The following is a 16,518-nucleotide window of genomic DNA, read 5'->3' on the forward strand; positions in this document are numbered from 1 at the left end:
GAGAGAGGAGCCGGGGGATACAGGGCTCAGCGCTTCCTGGCGATCAGGAACAGGCCGATCAGCATCGCCACGCCGCACAAGGCGGCGACGTAATAGGCCGGGCCGAGGCTGTCCCACTTCATCAGCAACGACACCACCATCGGCGTCAGGCCGCCGAAGATCGCATAGGCCAGGTTGTAGGAGAACGACAGGCCGGAGAAACGCACCACCGGCGGGAAGGCCTTGACCATCACATAGGGCACGGCGCCGATGGTGCCGACGAACAGGCCGGTCAGCGCATAGAGCGGGAACAGCCAGTCCGGGTGGGCCTTGAGGCTGGTGTAGAAGGTCCAGGAACTGATCGCCAGCAGCAACCCGCCCACCAGGAAGGTGCGGCCGGCACCGATGCGGTCGGCGATGGCGCCGGAGGCCACGCAACCGATGGAGAGCAGCACGATGGCCAGGCTGTTGGCCTTCAGCGCGGTGGCGGCATCGAAGCCGTACACGGTCTGCAGCAGGGTCGGGGTCATCAGGATCACCACCACGATGCCGGCCGACAACACCCAGGTCAGCAGCATGGACAGCGCAATGGCGCCACGATGCTCGCGCAGCACCGCCTTCAGCGGCACTTCCTCGGCCAGCGCCTTGCGCTGCTGCATCTCGGCGAACACCGGGGTCTCGTGCAGCCAGCGGCGCAGGTAGACGGAGAACAGGCCGAACACACCGCCGATCAGGAAGGGCACACGCCAGGCCCAGTCCTGGACTTCCGCCGGGGTATAGAGGGTGTTGATCAGGGTCGCCATCAGCGAGCCCAGCAGGATGCCGGCGGTCAGCCCCGAGGTCAGGGTCCCACAGGCGTAGCCGACATGGCGGCCCGGCACGTGCTCAGCGACGAAGACCCAGGCGCCGGGCACCTCGCCACCGATGGCGGCGCCCTGGATGACGCGCATCAGCAGGAGCAGCAGGGGCGCCCAGATGCCGATCTGCGCGTAGGTCGGCAGCAGGCCCATGATCAGGGTCGGCACCGCCATCAGGAAGATGCTCAGGGTGAACATGCGCTTGCGGCCGAGCAGGTCGCCGAAGTGCGCCATGACGATGCCGCCCAGGGGACGCGCCAGGTAGCCGGCGGCGAAGATGCCGAAGGTCTGCAACTGGCGCAGCCATTCCGGCATCTCGGCGGGGAAGAACAGCTTGCCCACCACGGCGGCGAAGAACACGAAGATGATGAAGTCGTAGAACTCCAGGGCACCGCCGAGGGCGGAGAGCGACAGGGTCTTGTAGTCGCTGCGGGTCAGCGGGCGCGAGGCAGGCGCCTCGGTGGCAAGCACGGATGACATGTGGGGATTCTCGTTTGAGGGCGCAGGGCGTCCGCCGCTACGTCGGCGGCGAATCGCCAGCGAACATATCAAAAAGCGTCAAATGTACACAGTCTCAGCCACAAAACCCGCCGCCGCCGCGCTGTGACGGTCGTCTGCCGCCTCCTCGTGGCGATATACTGCGCGCTGTTCAGCGCAGGTCGGCATGCAGTGGGTCGGCGGCGCACAGGGAAGGAAGGGAACGAACCCCTTCCAGGCATTGGCGCCACACACACGAAACAGGCAGTTCCGGCATGATCGAGATCGAAGAAGAAGAAAACCTCACCCCGCAAGGCGACCTCGCCCTGCAGATCACCGCGCTCCCACGGGAAACCAACGGCTTCGGCGACATCTACGGCGGCTGGCTGGTCTCCCAGATGGACCTGGCCGGCACCGCCATGGCCAGCAAGGTGGCCGCGGGCCGCGTGGCCACGGTGGCCATCGACCGCATGGCATTCCTCGTACCGGTGGCGGTGGGCGCCCAGCTCTCCTTCTATACCCAGACCCTGGAGATCGGCCGCAGCTCGATCCAGATGCTGGTGGAAGTCTGGAGCGACGACCCGCTCTCCAGCGAATGGCGCAAGGTCACCGAAGCGGTGTTCGTTTTCGTCGCCATCGACGGCAGCGGCCGCACCCGCCCCGTCCCGCCACGCCGGGGTTGAGCGACACCAGGGAAGGGCCGCGGAAGCGGCCCTTTTTCATGGGGCGACGCCCACATGCCAGTCATCGCGGGGCTTCGCAGGCTCGGCACCCGCCTACGAATTGCCTTTGGCCCAGCCTTTTCATCCACCTTGCAGCCAGCACGCGTCACCACGCCCTGGGGACGTGGCGTCCACGTTCACGTGAATTCGCTCCGCAGGTCAGAGACGCAGCGCCTCCACCGGGCGCAACTTCGCGGCGCGACGGGCCGGCGCCAGGCCGGCCCCCATGCCCACCAGCGCCGACAGCAGCAGCGCCAGCAAGACCAACGGCGGACTCAGGCTGAGCGGCAACCCCGGCACCAGCCAGTGCAGCATCCCGAGCAGCACCGCCACCAGCAACAGGCCCAGCGCGCCGCCCAGCAGCGAGAGCAGGGTCGCTTCGGCAAGGAACAGCACCAGCACCTGCCGTGGCGCGGCGCCAACGGCGCGCAGCAGGCCGATCTCGGCGGTGCGCTCGCCGACGGTGGTGGTCATGATGGTGAGAATGCCCACCGCCCCCACCACCAGGGAGATACCCCCCAGGGCCGCGACGCCCAGGGTGACGAGGCCGAGGAGACGGCTCAGGCTGCCCAGCAGGTCGTCCTGGGAGGTCATGCGGAAGTCCTCGCGCCCATGCCGCTCCACCAGCAACTGGCGCACGGACTCGGCGAAGGGTTCCGGCGGGGCGCGCTCGTCGAACAGCACATGCACCTTCACCAGGCCCTCGCGGTTGAACAGGCTTTCCGCCCAGTCCACCGGGATGTAGGCGATGTCGTCGAGGTCGAAGCCCAGCAGGTTGCCCTTGCTTTCCATCACGCCGATCACCCGGAAACTCATGCCCCCCACCCGCACCCGCTGGCCCACCGGGCTGGCGCCGGCGAACAGCTCGACGCTCAGCTTCGCGCCCAGCACCACGTAAGGCGGCGTGCGGCCGTCCCGCGATGGCGGCAGGAACTGCCCAAGGGCCATGCGCACCCGCCAGGCAGCGGCCAACTGGGAGCCGGTACCGAGGATATCCACCCGCCGCTGGCGGCCGCCGGCGCGGATATCGCCGTTGCCCTGGATGATCGGCACCACGGCTTCGGCATGGGGCAGCCGCCCCAGGGCATCGGCATCGGCGAGGGTCAGCGGCCGCGCACTGGCGAGCATTCCACCAAGGCCACCGCTGGACAGCGTGCCGGGGCGCACCGTGACCACCCGCGTACCGAACTGCGCGAAACTGTCCAGCACCCGGTTGCGCAGCCCTTCGCCCATGGCCGTGAGCAGCGCCACCGCGGCGATGCCGATGGCCACCCCGAGCAGGGTCAGCAGGCTACGCAGAGGCTGGCTGCGCAGGGCCGAGCCACACAGGCCGAGGCCGTCGCGCCAGCGCATCAGCCGCCACCCCGCGGATGCAGGGCCTGCAGTGGAGGCTGGGCCGCGGCATGGCTGGCCGGCAGCCAGGCGAACAGCAGCGCCGCCGCCACGGCCAGGGACGGCGCGCCAAGCCGCGCCCACCAGGGCGCGTGCAGCGGCAGGCCGCTGGCCAGCCGACCCAGCCACAGCAGCAGTTCGCCCAGGGCCAGTCCGGCGGCGGCGGCGAGCAACGCCAGCAGCGCCGCCTCGCCGAGGAACAACAGGCGCACCTGCGCCGAACTGGCGCCCACTGCCTTGAGCAGGCCGATTTCGGCGGTGCGCTGCAGCACGGCGATCCAGGTGACGTTCATGATCAGGATGCCGGCCACCAGCAGGCTGATGGCGGCAATGCCGGCCAACGCCAGGGTCAGGCCGCCGAGAATGCCGTCGAAGGCGGCGAGCATGGCGTCCTGGCTGAGCAGGGTGACGTCTTCCTCGCCCTGGTGACGCTCGGTCAGGGTCGCCAGCACCTGCCGGCGGGCGCTGTCCAGGTAGCTGGGCCCCCGGACTTCGACGAACACGCGGGACAACCCTTCGCGATCGAACAGCGCCTCGGCGTTGGCCACCGGGACGATCAGTGCCTCGGAAAAGTCCATGCCCAGGGATTCGCCGCGCTCGTCGAGCACCCCGATCACCCGCATGCGCCGGTCGCCGGCGCGCAGCCACTGGCCCAGGGCCGGGGCACTGCCGAACAGGTCGCGGCGCAAGCGGGCACCGATCACGCAGACCTCATCCGCCTGCCCCGGCTCCAGCTCCGGCAGCGATCGGCCTTGTGCCAGGCGCAGTTGGCGAATGGCGAAGAAGTCGCGGGTGGTGCCCAGGGTCAGGGCCTCGCGGTGGCGGTTGTCGTGGCTGATCTCTAACTGCCCGACATGCAGCGGCGCCACCCGACGCACCGTCGGCAGGCGGCGGAGGGCGGCGGCATCGGCCTGGGTCAGCGGGCGCGGCGCCATGCCGGTGATGGGCGGCATGCCGCCGGTGGTTTCATTGCGTCCCGGCAGGACGATGAGGAGATCGCGCCCGAGCAGGGCGAACTCCCCCAGCACATAGGCCCGCGCGCCCTCTCCCAGGCCACCCAGCAGGGTCACGAAGAACACCCCCACGGCCATCGCCAGCGCCAGCATGAGGCTGCGCGAACGGTGCCCGCGCAAGGCGCCAAGCCAGAAGCGGCAGGCGTCCAGCGGGGCCATCAGGCCAGCGCTCCCTGGCGCCGGTCACTGAGGATGCAGCCGTCGCGCATCTGGATCCGGCGGCGAGCGCGGGCGGCGTGCTGGGCATCGTGGGTCACCAGGATCAGGGTCAGGCCTTCGTCATTCAGCTCCTCCAGCAAGTCCACCACCTCGGCGCCGGACTGGCTGTCCAGGTTGCCGGTGGGCTCGTCGGCCAATAACAGGCGCGGCTGCATCACCATGGCGCGGGCGATGGCGACCCGTTGGCGCTGGCCGCCGGAGAGTTCCGCGGGGTGATGCCGCAAGCGTTCCAGCAGCCCCAGCCGTTCGGCCAGGCGCAAGCTGCGGCGACGGCGCTCGGCGGGTTCCACGCCGGCCAGCAGCATGGGCAGCTCGATGTTCTCCAGGGCGGTGAGGCGCGGTATCAGGTGGAAGGACTGGAAGACGAAACCGATCAGGCGGCTGCGCAAGGCCGCGCGGCGTTCCTCATCCAGACAGGCGGTGGGCTCCTCGTCCAGCCAGAACTCGCCGCTGTCCGGCGCGTCCAGCAGGCCGAGGATGTTCAGCAGCGTGGACTTGCCCGAGCCGGACGCCCCGGTGATCGCCAGGTACTCGCCATCGGCCACCTCCAGGTCGAGGCGGTCAAGGCCGCGTACCCGCTGCTCGCCCAGCTGGAAGCAGCGGCTGACCTGGTGCATGAGGATCATGGCCGCGCCTCCCCGGCGTCGCCCCTGGGGCTGACCACGCTGCCGTCGGCCAGGCCCTCGTGCTGCAGGCTCGGCAGGATGCGGTCACCGGCGGCCAGCCCGCCCTTCACTTCGCTCCAGCGCCAGTTGGCCAGGCCGATCTCCACCTTCTGCTCACGCAGGTGGCCGTTGCTCGGGTCGTAACGCAGCACCTTGCCCCCCTCCAGCAGGCTTTCGGTGGGCACCCGCAGGGTCTGCTCGCGCTGCGCCAGAAGGATTTCCACATCGGCGCTGTAGCCGCTGAGCAGCATTAGGTCCGGCGGTACCCGCTGGAACTTCACCTCCACGTCCACCGTCCGCGCCTGTTTTTCCAACTCGCGGACGAAGGGCGCGATGCGGGTCACCTGCCCCTCGAAGCTGCGCCCACGGAAGGCGTCGAGGGTGATGCGCACCGGCATGCCCGGACGCACCAGGGCCGCATCCACCTCGTCGATGGGCGCCTCGACATACAGGCACTGGTCGTCGATCAGGTCCACCGCCGGCGGCGTCGGGATGCCCGGGGGTGAGGGGGTCACCACCTCGCCCAGCTCGCCGTTGATCTCGGCGACTATGCCGGCGAAGGGCGCGCGCAGGGTGGCCTGGTCCAGTTGCGCCAATTGCAGTTCCAGGCTGGCCTCGGCCTCGCGGATGCTCGCCTCGCCGCCGCTGCACAGGAGCTGCGACAGCCGCGCACGGGTGGCGCTCTGGTCCAGCAGGTCCTGGGACGCCAACTTGCGCTCGGCCAGACGTTCCAGGCGATGCTGGTCGCGCTGGTCCTGGCTGGCCTGGCGGCAGCTCTGTTCACGCCGGTTGCGCTGGGCATCGAGCCGTGCACGGGCCTCGTCCACCCGCGCCTGCAGGTCGTCCTGGCGCAGGCGCATCAGCACGTCGCCGGCCTGTACCCGCTGCCCGGCGTGAATCAGCAGCTCGCTCACCTGGCCGCCGGTCTTGAACGACAGGTGCGCACGTCGGCAGGCCTTCACCGTTCCCGCCCGGGTATTGGCGACCAGGGTTTCCACCTCGCCCTTGGCCACCTCCACCAGTTGCACAGGGACGGGATCGGGGCGCGCCCAGAACCCCGCCAATGCCACCAGGGAGGCAAAAATAGGAATAATTATCAGTAGCTTATGCATGCTGGCGCTCTCCCGTTGTCGGGACTCAAGCTGAGTCTAGGTCGACAGCACCACCCCTCTCCGACGCCCTGGGCGAGGCGTGAACACGGGGGAGCGTCAGGAGGGAGACAAAAAATCCCGTCGATTCAATGCACGAGCCGATCGAGCCCGCGGCGCGGCACGCCGGGTAGGCCGGAAAAGCGCGCGACCACGTGGGGAGAAAAGCCGACAAAAGGGCCGAAGGATACCGCTGCCCACGGGGAAATCCCTGTCAGATCAACAGGAAAATGGCACCACGGTACCGCTCGCGGGGGTGTGCCGGGAAACTGACGGAGCGCCCAGGCCGGGCGAAATGAACGACGCCGGCAGCACAACTGCCGGCGTCGGGGAGCGGCAGGTCAGCCGCGGATGTTGTAGATCAGTTTTTCGTTGTCTTCGGCGTAGGTGCGCAGGCGTTCCAGGTAGGCCTTCTGCTGCTGCCACACCTTGCTCGCCGCCGGGTCCGCCGCCGCGCTGGCTTCGACGACCTCGGAGGCGACCTCCTTGAGTCTCGCCAGCACCGGCTCGGGCAGGCGACGCACCTCCACACCCTCGGCCTTGAGCTTTTCCATGGCCTCCATGTTTCGGGCGTTGTAGTCATCCAGCATGTCGCCGTTCACGTCACGCGCAGCCGCACGGATGATGGCCTTGAGGTCGTCCGGAAGGCTTTCCCAGGCCTTGAGGTTGACGTCCAGCTCGAAGGTCACGTTGGGCTCCTGCCAACCCGGCGTGTAGTAGTACTTGGCCGCCTTGTGCAGGCCGAGCGCCAGGTCGTTGTACGGACCGATCCACTCGGTGGCATCGATGGCGCCGGTCTGCAGCGCGGTGAAGATCTCACCGGCCGGCAGGTTGACCACGGTGCCGCCCATCTTCGTCAGCACCTCGCCGCCCAGCCCCGGGGTACGCATCTTCAGGCCGCGGAAATCCTCGACGCTGTTGATTTCCTTGTTGAACCAGCCGGCTGTCTGCACGCCGGTGGCGCCGCAGGCCATGGGCAGGACGCCAAAGGGCTTGTACACCTCCTCCCAGAGTTCCAGGCCGCCGCCCTTGTGCAACCAGGCGTTCATTTCCTGGGCGTTGGGGCCGAACGGCAGGGCGCAGAAGAACTGCGCGGCAGGCACCTTGCCCTTCCAGTAGTAGGGCGCCCCGTGGCCCATCTCGGCCGTGCCGCGGGACACGGAGTCGAATACTTCCAGCGCGGGGACCAGCTCACCGGCGGCGTAGACCTTGATCTTCAGGCGGCCGCCGCTCATTTCCTCGACCAGTTTGGCGAAGTTCTCGGCACCCACACCGACGCCTGGGAAGTTCTTCGGCCAGGAGGTGACCATCTTCCAGTTGAAGGTTTGCGCTTCGCTCTGCGGCCCCGATGCGGCCTGCTCCTTCTTATCGCAACCGGCCAATGCGGCAGCCGCCAGGCCCACCCCTGCGGCGGCGATGATTTCACGACGTTTCATGCAGTACTCCTTATTGTTGTAACGGTCTTTTCAGGCTTCTACATGCTGCCCCGCCAGATTGCCTGAACATGGGCATCAGATCAGCAACCAGCCTAGCCTGCTGGACTAAAGTTGTAGCGTTCTGTCCAAGCGAGCGCCGACCTGATAGAAATCAGCGGCCCGTCCCCCTCCAATAATGATAAGGACCTGCGATGACCGCAAAAACACCCTCCTTGCTGGGCGTTGCACACGCTCTGGATGCGTTGAACGCCCTATTCGGCCGGGCCTGCGCCTGGCTCACCCTGTTCCTGGTAGTCGGCACCGCCGTGGTGGTGGTGCTGCGCTACGGCTTCGGCATCGGCGCAATCGCCCTGCAGGAGTCGGTGATGTACGCCCACGCCCTGGTCTTCATGGGTGCCGCCGCCTGGACCCTGCACCGCGAAGGCCACGTCCGCGTCGACATCTTCTACCAGAAGTTCTCCGGCCACCGGCGTGCCCTCGTGGACATGCTCGGCACCCTGCTGTTCCTGATCCCGGTTTGCCTGTTCCTCGGCTGGAACAGTTGGGACTACGTCAGCGCCTCCTGGTCGACCCTGGAGAAATCCAGCGAGTCCGGCGGATTGCCCCTCGTCTACCTGCAGAAAAGCATCATCCTGGTATTGGTGGTGAGCCTGCTGCTGCAGGGCGTGGCCATCCTCATCAAGTGCGGCTACCTGATCGGCGGCCGCCTGCCGGAGCAGGAGAAGAAACATGGCTGAGCTCATGGCGATCCTGCTCTTCGTCGGCATCTGCATCGCGCTGATGGCCGGCTACCCGGTGGCCTTCACCCTGGGCGGCATGGCCCTGGCATTCGCCGGTATCGGTGTGCTGACCGGCACCTTCGACCCCAGTTTCCTTCACGCCCTGCCGAACCGCCTCTTCGGCATCATGAACAACCAGACCCTGCTCGCCGTGCCGCTCTTCGTCTTCATGGGGGTGATGCTGGAAAAGAGCCGGGTAGCCGAAGACCTCCTGGAGTCCATGTCGCGCCTGTTCGGCACCTTGCGCGGCGGCCTGGCGATCTCCGTGTGCCTGGTGGGCGCGCTGCTCGCCGCCAGCACCGGCATCGTCGGCGCCACGGTGGTGACCATGGGCCTGCTGGCCCTGCCGACCATGCTGCGGCGCAACTATGACCCGGCCATCGCCACCGGCACCCTCGCGGCCACCGGCACCCTCGGGCAGATCATCCCGCCGTCGATCATCCTGGTGTTGCTGGGCGACGTGATGTCCAGCGCCTACCAGCAGGCCCAGCTGAAGATGGGCATCTACTCGCCGAAAACCGTCTCCGTGGGCGACCTCTTCGTCGGCGCCCTGATTCCGGGGCTGGTCCTGGTCGGGCTGTACATCCTCTACCTGGTCGCGGTCGCCATCCTGCAACCGAAGAAGCTGCCCGCCCTGCCCCAGGAAGAACTCGGCCCCATCGAGTGGGGCAAGCTGGTCAAGGCCCTGCTCCCGCCGCTGTTGCTGATCGGCGCGGTGCTGGGTTCGATCCTCGCCGGCCTGGCCACCCCCACCGAGGCGGCGGCGCTGGGCGCGCTGGGCGCCATGCTGCTGGCGCTGGCAAAGGGTAAGTTCAGCCTGGGCCAGTTGCGCGAAGTCGCCTACGGCACCACCGAGATCACCGCCATGGTGTTCCTGATCCTGATCGGTGCCTCGCTGTTTTCCCTGGTGTTCCGCGGGTTCGGCGGCGAAGTGCTGATCGAGGACCTGTTCACCCAGTTGCCGGGCGGCGTGCTGGGCGCGTTCTTCGTGGTGATGCTGGTGATCTTCCTGCTGGGCTTCATCCTCGACTTCATCGAGATCACCTTCGTGGTGGTGCCCATCGTCGGCCCCGTCCTCCTCGCCATGGGCCTGGACCCGGTGTGGCTCGGCGTGATGATCGCCCTCAACCTGCAGACCTCGTTCCTCACCCCGCCCTTCGGCTTTTCGCTGTTCTACCTGCGCGGTGTGACACCGGCCTCGGTCTCTACCAGCACCATGTATCGCGGCGTCATTCCCTACATCGCGATCCAGTTGCTGATGCTGATAGTCGCCTACGTGTTCCCGCAGCTGATCACCTGGCTGCCAAACCAGCTCTACGGGCAGTGACACCATCGGCGACGCCCGTCCCTGACGGGCGTCGTCCCACTCCCCCCTTGGAAAACCCGCCCTGGCGCGGTCCAATGGATCAAACGCCCCGAGGAGGAGCCTCTGATGCCCAGTCCCCTGGTTGAACGTACCGAACTCGACGAACTCACCTGTTGGCGCGTGCGCACGGACAGCGCCGAACTGCTGGTCGCCCAGCAGGGTGCCCAGGTCCTCAGCTATCAGCGCGACAACGAACCGCCGCTGATCTGGCTCAGCGACCAGGCGGCGTACCAGAAGGGCACGGCCGTGCGCGGCGGCGTACCGGTGTGCTGGCCGTGGTTCGGCGACCTGCGGCGCAACCCGGCCGAAATCCAGGGCATGCACCAGGGCGGCCCGATCTGCCCGGCCCACGGCCTGGTGCGCGAGCGCGACTGGACCCTGCTGGGCATCGACAGCCAAGGCCCGGCCGTGCGCCTGGAGTTCGCCCTGGATACCGCCAGCGAACCCCTGCCCGGCTGGCCCCATGCCGCCGAGCTGAAGCTGACCATCCTGCTGGGCGAGCGCCTGCAACTCAGTCTCTCGACCCGCAACAGCGGCGACACCCCACTGGCCTTGAGCCAGGCACTGCACAGTTACTTCGCCGTCGGCGATATCCGCGAGGTGGAACTGCAAGGCCTGGACGGCTGCCGCTACATCGAAACCCTGGAAGACTGGCAACTGCGCAAACAGCAGGGAAACCTCGATTTCAGTGGCGAAACCGACCGCATCTACCTGGATACGCCAAAGCGCATGGCCCTGGTCGACCGCGCCTGGAAGCGCCGTATCGAACTGGACATCGAAGGCTCCTCCTCGGCCGTGGTCTGGAACCCATGGATCGACAAGTCCAGGCGCCTGTCGCAATTCGCCGAAGACGCCTGGCAGGGGATGCTCTGCATCGAGACGGCGCGGGTGATGGGCGACATGCTCGTACTCAAGCCGGGGGAGGAGCAGCGGGTGGTGGTCAGCATCACCAGTGAGCCGCTGTAAGCCACGGCGAACAAGGCCGCCGCCGGGACTCGGCCGGCCAGCCTACAGATCCTCTTCCTCCACCAGGCGCACGCTGCCGGCGTCCATCGCGTAGGCAGCGTCGGCCAGGTCGTTGCTGACCGGCTCTACCCTGAGGGTGCCGTCGACCCAGATGGGCGCATAGATGTCGTCGAGCTGGATGCCCCTGGGGTAGCGCACCAGCACGATCTGGTTCGGCGGAGGCGGCGGCACGTGGATGCAGGCGCCGGGGTAGGGCACCAGGAAGAACAGCGTACTGCGGCCCTTGGCGTCGCTTTCCAGCGGCACCGGGTAGCCGCCGATGTGGATCGTCTTGCCGTCCAGCGCGGCCACGGTCTTCGCCGAATACATCACCGCCGGCAGGTTCTTGTCCTGCTGCTTGAGGCCGCCTTTCTGGCCGAAGGTGCCGTCAAGCTCAGGGCTGTCGTGGCTGATTTCCGGCATGTCCTCAAGGGCCTTGCGGTCCTCGGGCGGCATCAGTTCCAGCCAGTCGGTTTCGGGAAGCTCGGCACGGACGAGGGTGCAGCAGAACAGCAGGAGCAGGCAGGCGAGACGGCGCATGGGAAGACTCGTGAATCGGGCTGGAAGCGACAGGCGCTAAGACTAAAGCCTCGCCGTGCCGGTTCCCAGCCCTGCCGAAAGGCGGCTCGCTAGCTCTTCTTCACCAGTCCGTAGATCACCAACAACACCACCGCGCCCACCACCGCGCCGATGAAGCCCGCCACCTGGCCGGCCTGGTAGATGCCGATGGCCTGGCCGCCATAGGTGGCCAGCAGCGAACCGCCGATGCCGAGCAGGATGGTCATGATCCAGCCCATGCTGTCGTCGCCGGGCTTGATGAAGCGTGCGACCAGGCCAACGATCAGCCCGATGAAGATGGTGCTGATGATCCCCATGACATGCCCTCCGAAGGTAGTTGAGGCATGCCTGAGCCTAGTTGTCCGCGAGGCGGCTCGCCATCGGCCGCCCCTTGCGGGGCGGCCGCGGCCCGTCAGGCCTTGGCGATCAGGGCTTCGACAGCGGCGATCTGCCGGTCGAGGGTGGCGCGGTCGGCGCTGCGCAGGGTGGCGTGACCCACCTTGCGGCCGGCCTTGAAGGCCTTGCCGTAGTGGTGCAGGTGGCAGTCGGTGATGGCGACCACCTTCTCCACGGCCGGTACTTCGCCGATGAAGTTGAGCATGGCGCTCTCGCCCAGCTTGGCGGTGGAGCCCAGCGGCAGGCCGGCGACGGCGCGCAGGTGGTTCTCGAACTGGCTGCACTCGGCGCCTTCGATGGTCCAGTGGCCGGAGTTGTGCACGCGCGGGGCGATTTCGTTGGCCTTCAGGCCGCCGTCCACCTCGAAGAACTCGAAGGCCAGCACGCCGACGTAGTCGAGCTTCTCCAGCACGCGGCCGACGTAGTCCTCGGCCAGGGTCTGCAGCGGATGGTCGCTGCTGGCGATGGACAGGCGCAGGATGCCGTTCTCGTGGGTGTTGTGCACCAGCGGGTAGAAGCGGGTCTCGCCGTCGCGGGCGCGCACCGCCACCAGGGAAACTTCCCCGGTGAACGGCACGAAGCCTTCGAGGATGCAGGGCACGCTGCCCAGTTCGGCGAAGGCGCCGACGACGTCCTCGGGCTTGCGCAGGACCTTCTGGCCCTTGCCGTCGTAGCCCAGGGTGCGGGTCTTGAGCACGGCCGGCAGACCGATATCGGCCGCCGCGGCGTCGAGGTCGGCCTGGGACTGGATGTCGGCGAATTCGGGGGTGGGGATGCCGAGGTCCTTGAACATGGACTTCTCGAACCAGCGGTCGCGGGCGATACGCAGGGACTCGGCGCTCGGGTAGACCGGCACGAACTGCGAAAGGAAGGCCACGGTTTCGGCCGGCACGCTCTCGAACTCGAATGTCACCAGGTCCACTTCATCGGCCAGTTGGCGCAGGTGGTCCTGGTCGCCGTAGTCGGCGCGGATGTGCTCGCCGAGGGCGGCGGCGCAGGCGTCCGGCGCCGGGTCGAGGAAGGCGAAGTTCATGCCCAGCGGAGTGCCCGCCAGGGCCATCATGCGGCCCAGCTGGCCGCCACCGATTACGCCGATTTTCATGGGGTCAGGCCTCGCGCGGATCCGAGTTGTCGAGGACCATGTCGGTCTGCTCGCGGCGGAAGTCCTTCAGCGCGACGTGGTACTTGGGGTACTTGCCGCCGAGGATGCTGGCCGCCATCAGCGCCGCGTTGATCGCGCCGGCCTTGCCGATGGCCAGGGTGCCGACCGGAATGCCGGCGGGCATCTGCACGATGGACAGCAGGGAATCGACGCCGGAGAGCATGGACGACTGCACCGGCACGCCGAGCACCGGCAGGTGGGTCTTGGCGGCGCACATGCCCGGCAGGTGGGCGGCACCGCCGGCGCCGGCAATGATCACCTCGATGCCACGGCCTTCGGCCTCTTCGGCGTACTGGAACAGCAGGTCCGGGGTGCGGTGGGCGGAAACCACCTTGACCTCGTAGGGAATGCCCAGCTTGTCCAGCATGTCGGCGGTGTGGCTGAGGGTGCTCCAGTCGGACTTGGAGCCCATGATCACGCCTACCAGTGCGCTCATCGTCGTGCCTCGTCAAAGTGCGCCGGTTGGCGCGACCAAAAACCAACAAGCCACGCGATGGCGTGGCTTGTCTGCGATGTGGGCCGGGACGCGGGGCGCGCGGCCGGCCGAAGGCCGCGCAGTATAACGCAAAGCCACGTCCGGCGGGCATTGGCCCTTACCGCTCGTCCAGAGCCCGGCGCGACGGCGCTAACTGGCGATGGCGCGGTGCCGGCAGGCGCGCCGACTCAGCCTTCGCTGCCCATCCCGCCCTCCAGCTTGCGCCAGAGCAGGCGCACCGCCGCCTTGCGCACCAGGGCGCAGCGGTACAGGCGGATCTCCAGCGGCACATGCCACTGGTTGCCACCGCACACCACGAGGTCGCCACGGGCCAGCTCGGCCTGGGCGCTGAAATGCGGTACCCAGGCCACGCCCAGCCCCTGCAGGGCCATGCTCTTCAGGCTGTCGGCCATGGCCGTCTCGTACACGGTGGTGGAACGCAGCGCGCGCTGGCGCAGCAGCAGGTTCACCGAACGGCCGAGGAAGGCGCCGGCGCTGTAGGCCAGCAACGGCACGCTCTGGCCGCTGTCCAGTTCGTAGAGCGGCTTGCCGGCGCCATCCACCGCGCACACCGGCAGCATCTCGGTACGCCCCAGGTGCATGGAGGGGAAGATTTCCGGGTCCATCTGCAGCGCCGCGTCCGGGTCGTAGAAGGCCAGGATCAGGTCGCAACCGCCTTCGCGCAGGGAATGCACCGCCTCGCCCACGTTGGTGGCGATCAACCGGCTGGCGATGCTCAGTCCCTCGGCCCGCAGCCGGGCGATCCATTGCGGGAAGAACCCCAGGGCCAGGGAGTGGGCGGCGGCGAACTGCAACACCTCGCCCTGCTGGCCTTCCAGGTGATGCAGATGACGCACCACCTCGCCCAGTTGATCCACCAGGCTGCGCGCGGTCACCAGGAACAGCTGGCCCGATTCGGTGAGCTCCACCGGCGTGCGCGAGCGGTTCACCAGGGTCAGCCCCAGCGCCGCCTCCAGGCTGCGGATACGCCGGCTGAAGGCCGGCTGGGTGACGAAGCGCCGCTCGGCGGCCTGGGAGAAGCTGCGGGTATTGGCCAGGGCGACGAAGTCTTCCAGCCACTTGGTTTCCAGGTTCATCGGTGTTTTCCGGCAATGCTCGATTTTGGTGCGCACGTCCGCAGGCGAAGCCGCGTCACGTTGGCATTATGCCGATTGTGCATGACCCAGCGAATAACAGCATTGGCCGACAAACGGCCAGAGGCCTAGATTATTGGGCATCGCGGCACTGGCCGTGCTCCCCCAGAGATGAATAGCATCATGTCCTCCGCTGCATCCTTCCGCATCGAAAAAGACCTGCTCGGCACCCTCGAAGTCTCCTCCGAGGCCTACTACGGCATCCAGACCCTGCGCGCGGTCCACAACTTCCGCCTGTCCGGCGTGCCGCTGTCGCACTACCCGAAGCTGGTCGTTGCCCTGGCCATGGTCAAGCAGGCCGCCGCCGATGCCAACAAGCAGCTCGGCCACCTCGACGCTGAAAAGCACGCCGCCATCAGTGAAGCCTGCGCACGCCTGATCCGCGGTGATTTCCACGACCAGTTCGTGGTGGACATGATCCAGGGGGGCGCCGGCACCTCCACCAACATGAACGCCAACGAGGTGATCGCCAACATCGCCCTCGAGGCCATGGGCAAGCAGAAGGGTGAGTACCAGTACCTGCACCCGAACAACGACGTGAACATGGCGCAGTCCACCAACGACGCCTACCCCACGGCGATCCGCCTGGGTCTGCTGCTGGGTCACGACGCCCTGCTGGCCAGCCTCGACAGCCTGATCCAGGCCTTCGCCGCGAAGGGCAAAGAGTTCGCCGGCGTACTGAAGATGGGCCGTACCCAGCTGCAGGACGCGGTGCCCATGACCCTCGGCCAGGAATTCCACGCCTTCGCCACCACCCTGGGCGAAGACCTCGATCGCCTGCGCCGCCTGGCGCCCGAACTGCTCACCGAAGTGAACCTCGGCGGCACCGCCATCGGTACCGGCATCAACGCCGACCCGGGCTACCAGCACCTGGCCGTGGAGCGCCTCGCCGCCATCAGTGGCCAGCCGCTGAAACCGGCCGCCGACCTGATCGAAGCCACCTCCGACATGGGCGCCTTCGTGCTGTTCTCCGGCATGCTCAAGCGCACCGCGGTCAAGCTGTCGAAGATCTGCAACGACCTGCGCCTGCTCTCCAGCGGCCCGCGTACCGGCATCAACGAGATCAACCTGCCGCCGCGCCAGCCGGGCAGTTCGATCATGCCGGGCAAGGTCAACCCGGTGATCCCGGAAGCGGTCAACCAGGTGGCCTTCGAAGTCATCGGCAACGACCTCGCCCTGACCCTGGCGGCCGAAGGCGGCCAGCTGCAGCTGAACGTGATGGAGCCGCTGATCGCCTACAAGATCTTCGACTCGATCCGCCTGCTCCAGCGCGCCATGGACATGCTGCGCGAGCACTGCATCGTCGGCATCACCGCCAACGAAGCCCACTGCCGCGCCCTGATGGAGAACTCCATCGGCCTGATCACCGCGCTGAACCCCTACATCGGCTACGAAAACGCCACCCGCATCGCCAAACAGGCCCTGGAAAGCGGCCGCGGCGTGCTGGAACTGGTGCGCGAAGAGAAGCTGCTGGACGAATCCATGCTGGCCGACATCCTCCGCCCGGAAAACATGATCGCGCCGCGCCTCGTGCCGCTGAAGGCCTGATCAGGCAAACGAACTCACCAGGAGGGGCCTTGCCCCTTCATCCTTCGAGGATGGCGCCAGCCATCCTTTTTTTTGCCTGTGGAAAAGTGGCCAAGCCCCCCACGCGGAGGCTGATTCAACCCTAGGGTGGATAGCGCTCTTCTATCCACCAGCGGAGCCGGGCCGAA

The 16,518-nt window shown here is 67.5% G+C and carries 16 protein-coding genes; 5 read left to right on the top strand and 11 right to left on the bottom strand.

Annotated features, from left to right (window positions below; genetic code table 11):
* Window positions 1–26: 26 nt before the first annotated feature.
* Window positions 27–1,316, bottom strand: coding sequence for an MFS transporter (locus PJW05_RS26195; protein ID WP_271409832.1), 1,290 nt, complete (start codon window positions 1,314–1,316; stop codon window positions 27–29).
* Between the two features lie 272 nt (window positions 1,317–1,588).
* Between PJW05_RS26195 and PJW05_RS26200 the strand changes: the two genes are divergently transcribed.
* A complete protein-coding gene (locus tag PJW05_RS26200; protein ID WP_003457836.1) occupies window positions 1,589–1,996 on the top strand; it encodes an acyl-CoA thioesterase in 408 nt (135 codons plus the stop codon).
* 198 nt (window positions 1,997–2,194) lie between these two features.
* Here the strand turns inward: PJW05_RS26200 and PJW05_RS26205 are convergent, their stop codons facing one another.
* The 5 genes from PJW05_RS26205 to PJW05_RS26225 all read right to left on the bottom strand — a co-directional run bounded on the left by PJW05_RS26205 (window position 2,195) and on the right by PJW05_RS26225 (window position 7,908).
* Complete coding sequence (locus PJW05_RS26205; RefSeq protein ID WP_271409833.1) at window positions 2,195–3,388, bottom strand: ABC transporter permease; 1,194 nt, start codon at window positions 3,386–3,388, stop codon at window positions 2,195–2,197.
* Window positions 3,388–4,599, bottom strand: a complete 1,212-nt coding sequence (locus PJW05_RS26210) for an ABC transporter permease (RefSeq protein ID WP_271409834.1) — start codon at window positions 4,597–4,599, stop codon at window positions 3,388–3,390. Before PJW05_RS26210 ends, PJW05_RS26205 begins: the two co-directional genes overlap by 1 nt.
* Complete coding sequence (locus PJW05_RS26215) at window positions 4,599–5,285, bottom strand: ABC transporter ATP-binding protein (protein WP_271409835.1); 687 nt, start codon at window positions 5,283–5,285, stop codon at window positions 4,599–4,601. Before PJW05_RS26215 ends, PJW05_RS26210 begins: the two co-directional genes overlap by 1 nt.
* On the bottom strand, window positions 5,282–6,436 hold the full coding sequence (locus PJW05_RS26220; RefSeq protein ID WP_271409836.1) for an efflux RND transporter periplasmic adaptor subunit: 1,155 nt from the start codon (window positions 6,434–6,436) through the stop codon (window positions 5,282–5,284). Before PJW05_RS26220 ends, PJW05_RS26215 begins: the two co-directional genes overlap by 4 nt.
* Before the next feature lie 377 nt (window positions 6,437–6,813).
* Window positions 6,814–7,908, bottom strand: a complete 1,095-nt coding sequence (locus PJW05_RS26225) for a TRAP transporter substrate-binding protein (RefSeq protein WP_271409837.1) — start codon at window positions 7,906–7,908, stop codon at window positions 6,814–6,816.
* A gap of 191 nt (window positions 7,909–8,099) precedes the next feature.
* On the opposite strand from PJW05_RS26225, the gene PJW05_RS26230 reads away from it, so the two are divergent.
* The 3 genes from PJW05_RS26230 (at window position 8,100) to PJW05_RS26240 (ending at window position 11,019) form a co-directional block, all read left to right on the top strand.
* Window positions 8,100–8,645 carry a TRAP transporter small permease subunit gene (locus tag PJW05_RS26230; protein WP_271409838.1) on the top strand — a complete coding sequence of 182 codons (546 nt, stop codon included), beginning with the start codon at window positions 8,100–8,102 and terminating at the stop codon, window positions 8,643–8,645.
* Entirely contained in the window at window positions 8,638–10,014 is a 1,377-nt protein-coding gene (locus PJW05_RS26235) for a TRAP transporter large permease (RefSeq protein WP_271409839.1), read from the top strand. Before PJW05_RS26230 ends, PJW05_RS26235 begins: the two co-directional genes overlap by 8 nt.
* A gap of 105 nt (window positions 10,015–10,119) precedes the next feature.
* A complete protein-coding gene (locus PJW05_RS26240; protein ID WP_271409840.1) occupies window positions 10,120–11,019 on the top strand; it encodes a D-hexose-6-phosphate mutarotase in 900 nt (299 codons plus the stop codon).
* Window positions 11,020–11,061: 42 nt separating this feature from the next.
* On the opposite strand, the gene PJW05_RS26245 is transcribed toward PJW05_RS26240, so the two are convergent.
* The 5 genes from PJW05_RS26245 to PJW05_RS26265 form a co-directional block, all read right to left on the bottom strand.
* On the bottom strand, window positions 11,062–11,598 hold the full coding sequence (locus PJW05_RS26245) for a DUF3299 domain-containing protein (RefSeq protein ID WP_271409841.1): 537 nt from the start codon (window positions 11,596–11,598) through the stop codon (window positions 11,062–11,064).
* An 89-nt stretch (window positions 11,599–11,687) separates the two neighbouring features.
* On the bottom strand, window positions 11,688–11,933 hold the full coding sequence (locus PJW05_RS26250) for a GlsB/YeaQ/YmgE family stress response membrane protein (protein ID WP_271409842.1): 246 nt from the start codon (window positions 11,931–11,933) through the stop codon (window positions 11,688–11,690).
* Between the two features lie 95 nt (window positions 11,934–12,028).
* Window positions 12,029–13,114 carry a 5-(carboxyamino)imidazole ribonucleotide synthase gene (locus tag PJW05_RS26255; protein WP_271409843.1) on the bottom strand — a complete coding sequence of 362 codons (1,086 nt, stop codon included), beginning with the start codon at window positions 13,112–13,114 and terminating at the stop codon, window positions 12,029–12,031.
* A gap of 4 nt (window positions 13,115–13,118) precedes the next feature.
* A complete protein-coding gene (gene purE, locus PJW05_RS26260) occupies window positions 13,119–13,610 on the bottom strand; it encodes a 5-(carboxyamino)imidazole ribonucleotide mutase (RefSeq protein ID WP_271409844.1) in 492 nt (163 codons plus the stop codon).
* A gap of 227 nt (window positions 13,611–13,837) precedes the next feature.
* On the bottom strand, window positions 13,838–14,746 hold the full coding sequence (locus PJW05_RS26265; protein ID WP_271409845.1) for a LysR substrate-binding domain-containing protein: 909 nt from the start codon (window positions 14,744–14,746) through the stop codon (window positions 13,838–13,840).
* 180 nt (window positions 14,747–14,926) lie between these two features.
* Here PJW05_RS26265 and PJW05_RS26270 point away from each other — a divergent pair, with 180 nt between their 5' ends.
* Window positions 14,927–16,351, top strand: coding sequence for an aspartate ammonia-lyase (locus PJW05_RS26270; RefSeq protein ID WP_271409846.1), 1,425 nt, complete (start codon window positions 14,927–14,929; stop codon window positions 16,349–16,351).
* The last annotated feature ends 167 nt before the right edge of the window (window positions 16,352–16,518 follow it).

The sequence above is a fragment of the Pseudomonas sp. Q1-7 genome, assembly GCF_028010285.1.
Taxonomy (GTDB): Bacteria; Pseudomonadota; Gammaproteobacteria; order Pseudomonadales; family Pseudomonadaceae; genus Metapseudomonas.

Bases quoted from the DNA above. Each gene is read 5' to 3' on its own strand.
- PJW05_RS26195 (WP_271409832.1), bottom strand. From the start codon at position 1,316: ATGTCATCCGTGCTTGCCACCGAGGCGCCTGCCTCGCGCCCGCTGACC.
- PJW05_RS26200 (WP_003457836.1), top strand. From the start codon at position 1,589: ATGATCGAGATCGAAGAAGAAGAAAACCTCACCCCGCAAGGCGACCTC.
- PJW05_RS26205 (WP_271409833.1), bottom strand. From the start codon at position 3,388: ATGCGCTGGCGCGACGGCCTCGGCCTGTGTGGCTCGGCCCTGCGCAGC.
- PJW05_RS26210 (WP_271409834.1), bottom strand. From the start codon at position 4,599: ATGGCCCCGCTGGACGCCTGCCGCTTCTGGCTTGGCGCCTTGCGCGGG.
- PJW05_RS26215 (WP_271409835.1), bottom strand. From the start codon at position 5,285: ATGATCCTCATGCACCAGGTCAGCCGCTGCTTCCAGCTGGGCGAGCAG.
- PJW05_RS26220 (WP_271409836.1), bottom strand. From the start codon at position 6,436: ATGCATAAGCTACTGATAATTATTCCTATTTTTGCCTCCCTGGTGGCA.
- PJW05_RS26225 (WP_271409837.1), bottom strand. From the start codon at position 7,908: ATGAAACGTCGTGAAATCATCGCCGCCGCAGGGGTGGGCCTGGCGGCT.
- PJW05_RS26230 (WP_271409838.1), top strand. From the start codon at position 8,100: ATGACCGCAAAAACACCCTCCTTGCTGGGCGTTGCACACGCTCTGGAT.
- PJW05_RS26235 (WP_271409839.1), top strand. From the start codon at position 8,638: ATGGCTGAGCTCATGGCGATCCTGCTCTTCGTCGGCATCTGCATCGCG.
- PJW05_RS26240 (WP_271409840.1), top strand. From the start codon at position 10,120: ATGCCCAGTCCCCTGGTTGAACGTACCGAACTCGACGAACTCACCTGT.
- PJW05_RS26245 (WP_271409841.1), bottom strand. From the start codon at position 11,598: ATGCGCCGTCTCGCCTGCCTGCTCCTGCTGTTCTGCTGCACCCTCGTC.
- PJW05_RS26250 (WP_271409842.1), bottom strand. From the start codon at position 11,933: ATGGGGATCATCAGCACCATCTTCATCGGGCTGATCGTTGGCCTGGTC.
- PJW05_RS26255 (WP_271409843.1), bottom strand. From the start codon at position 13,114: ATGAAAATCGGCGTAATCGGTGGCGGCCAGCTGGGCCGCATGATGGCC.
- purE (WP_271409844.1), bottom strand. From the start codon at position 13,610: ATGAGCGCACTGGTAGGCGTGATCATGGGCTCCAAGTCCGACTGGAGC.
- PJW05_RS26265 (WP_271409845.1), bottom strand. From the start codon at position 14,746: ATGAACCTGGAAACCAAGTGGCTGGAAGACTTCGTCGCCCTGGCCAAT.
- PJW05_RS26270 (WP_271409846.1), top strand. From the start codon at position 14,927: ATGTCCTCCGCTGCATCCTTCCGCATCGAAAAAGACCTGCTCGGCACC.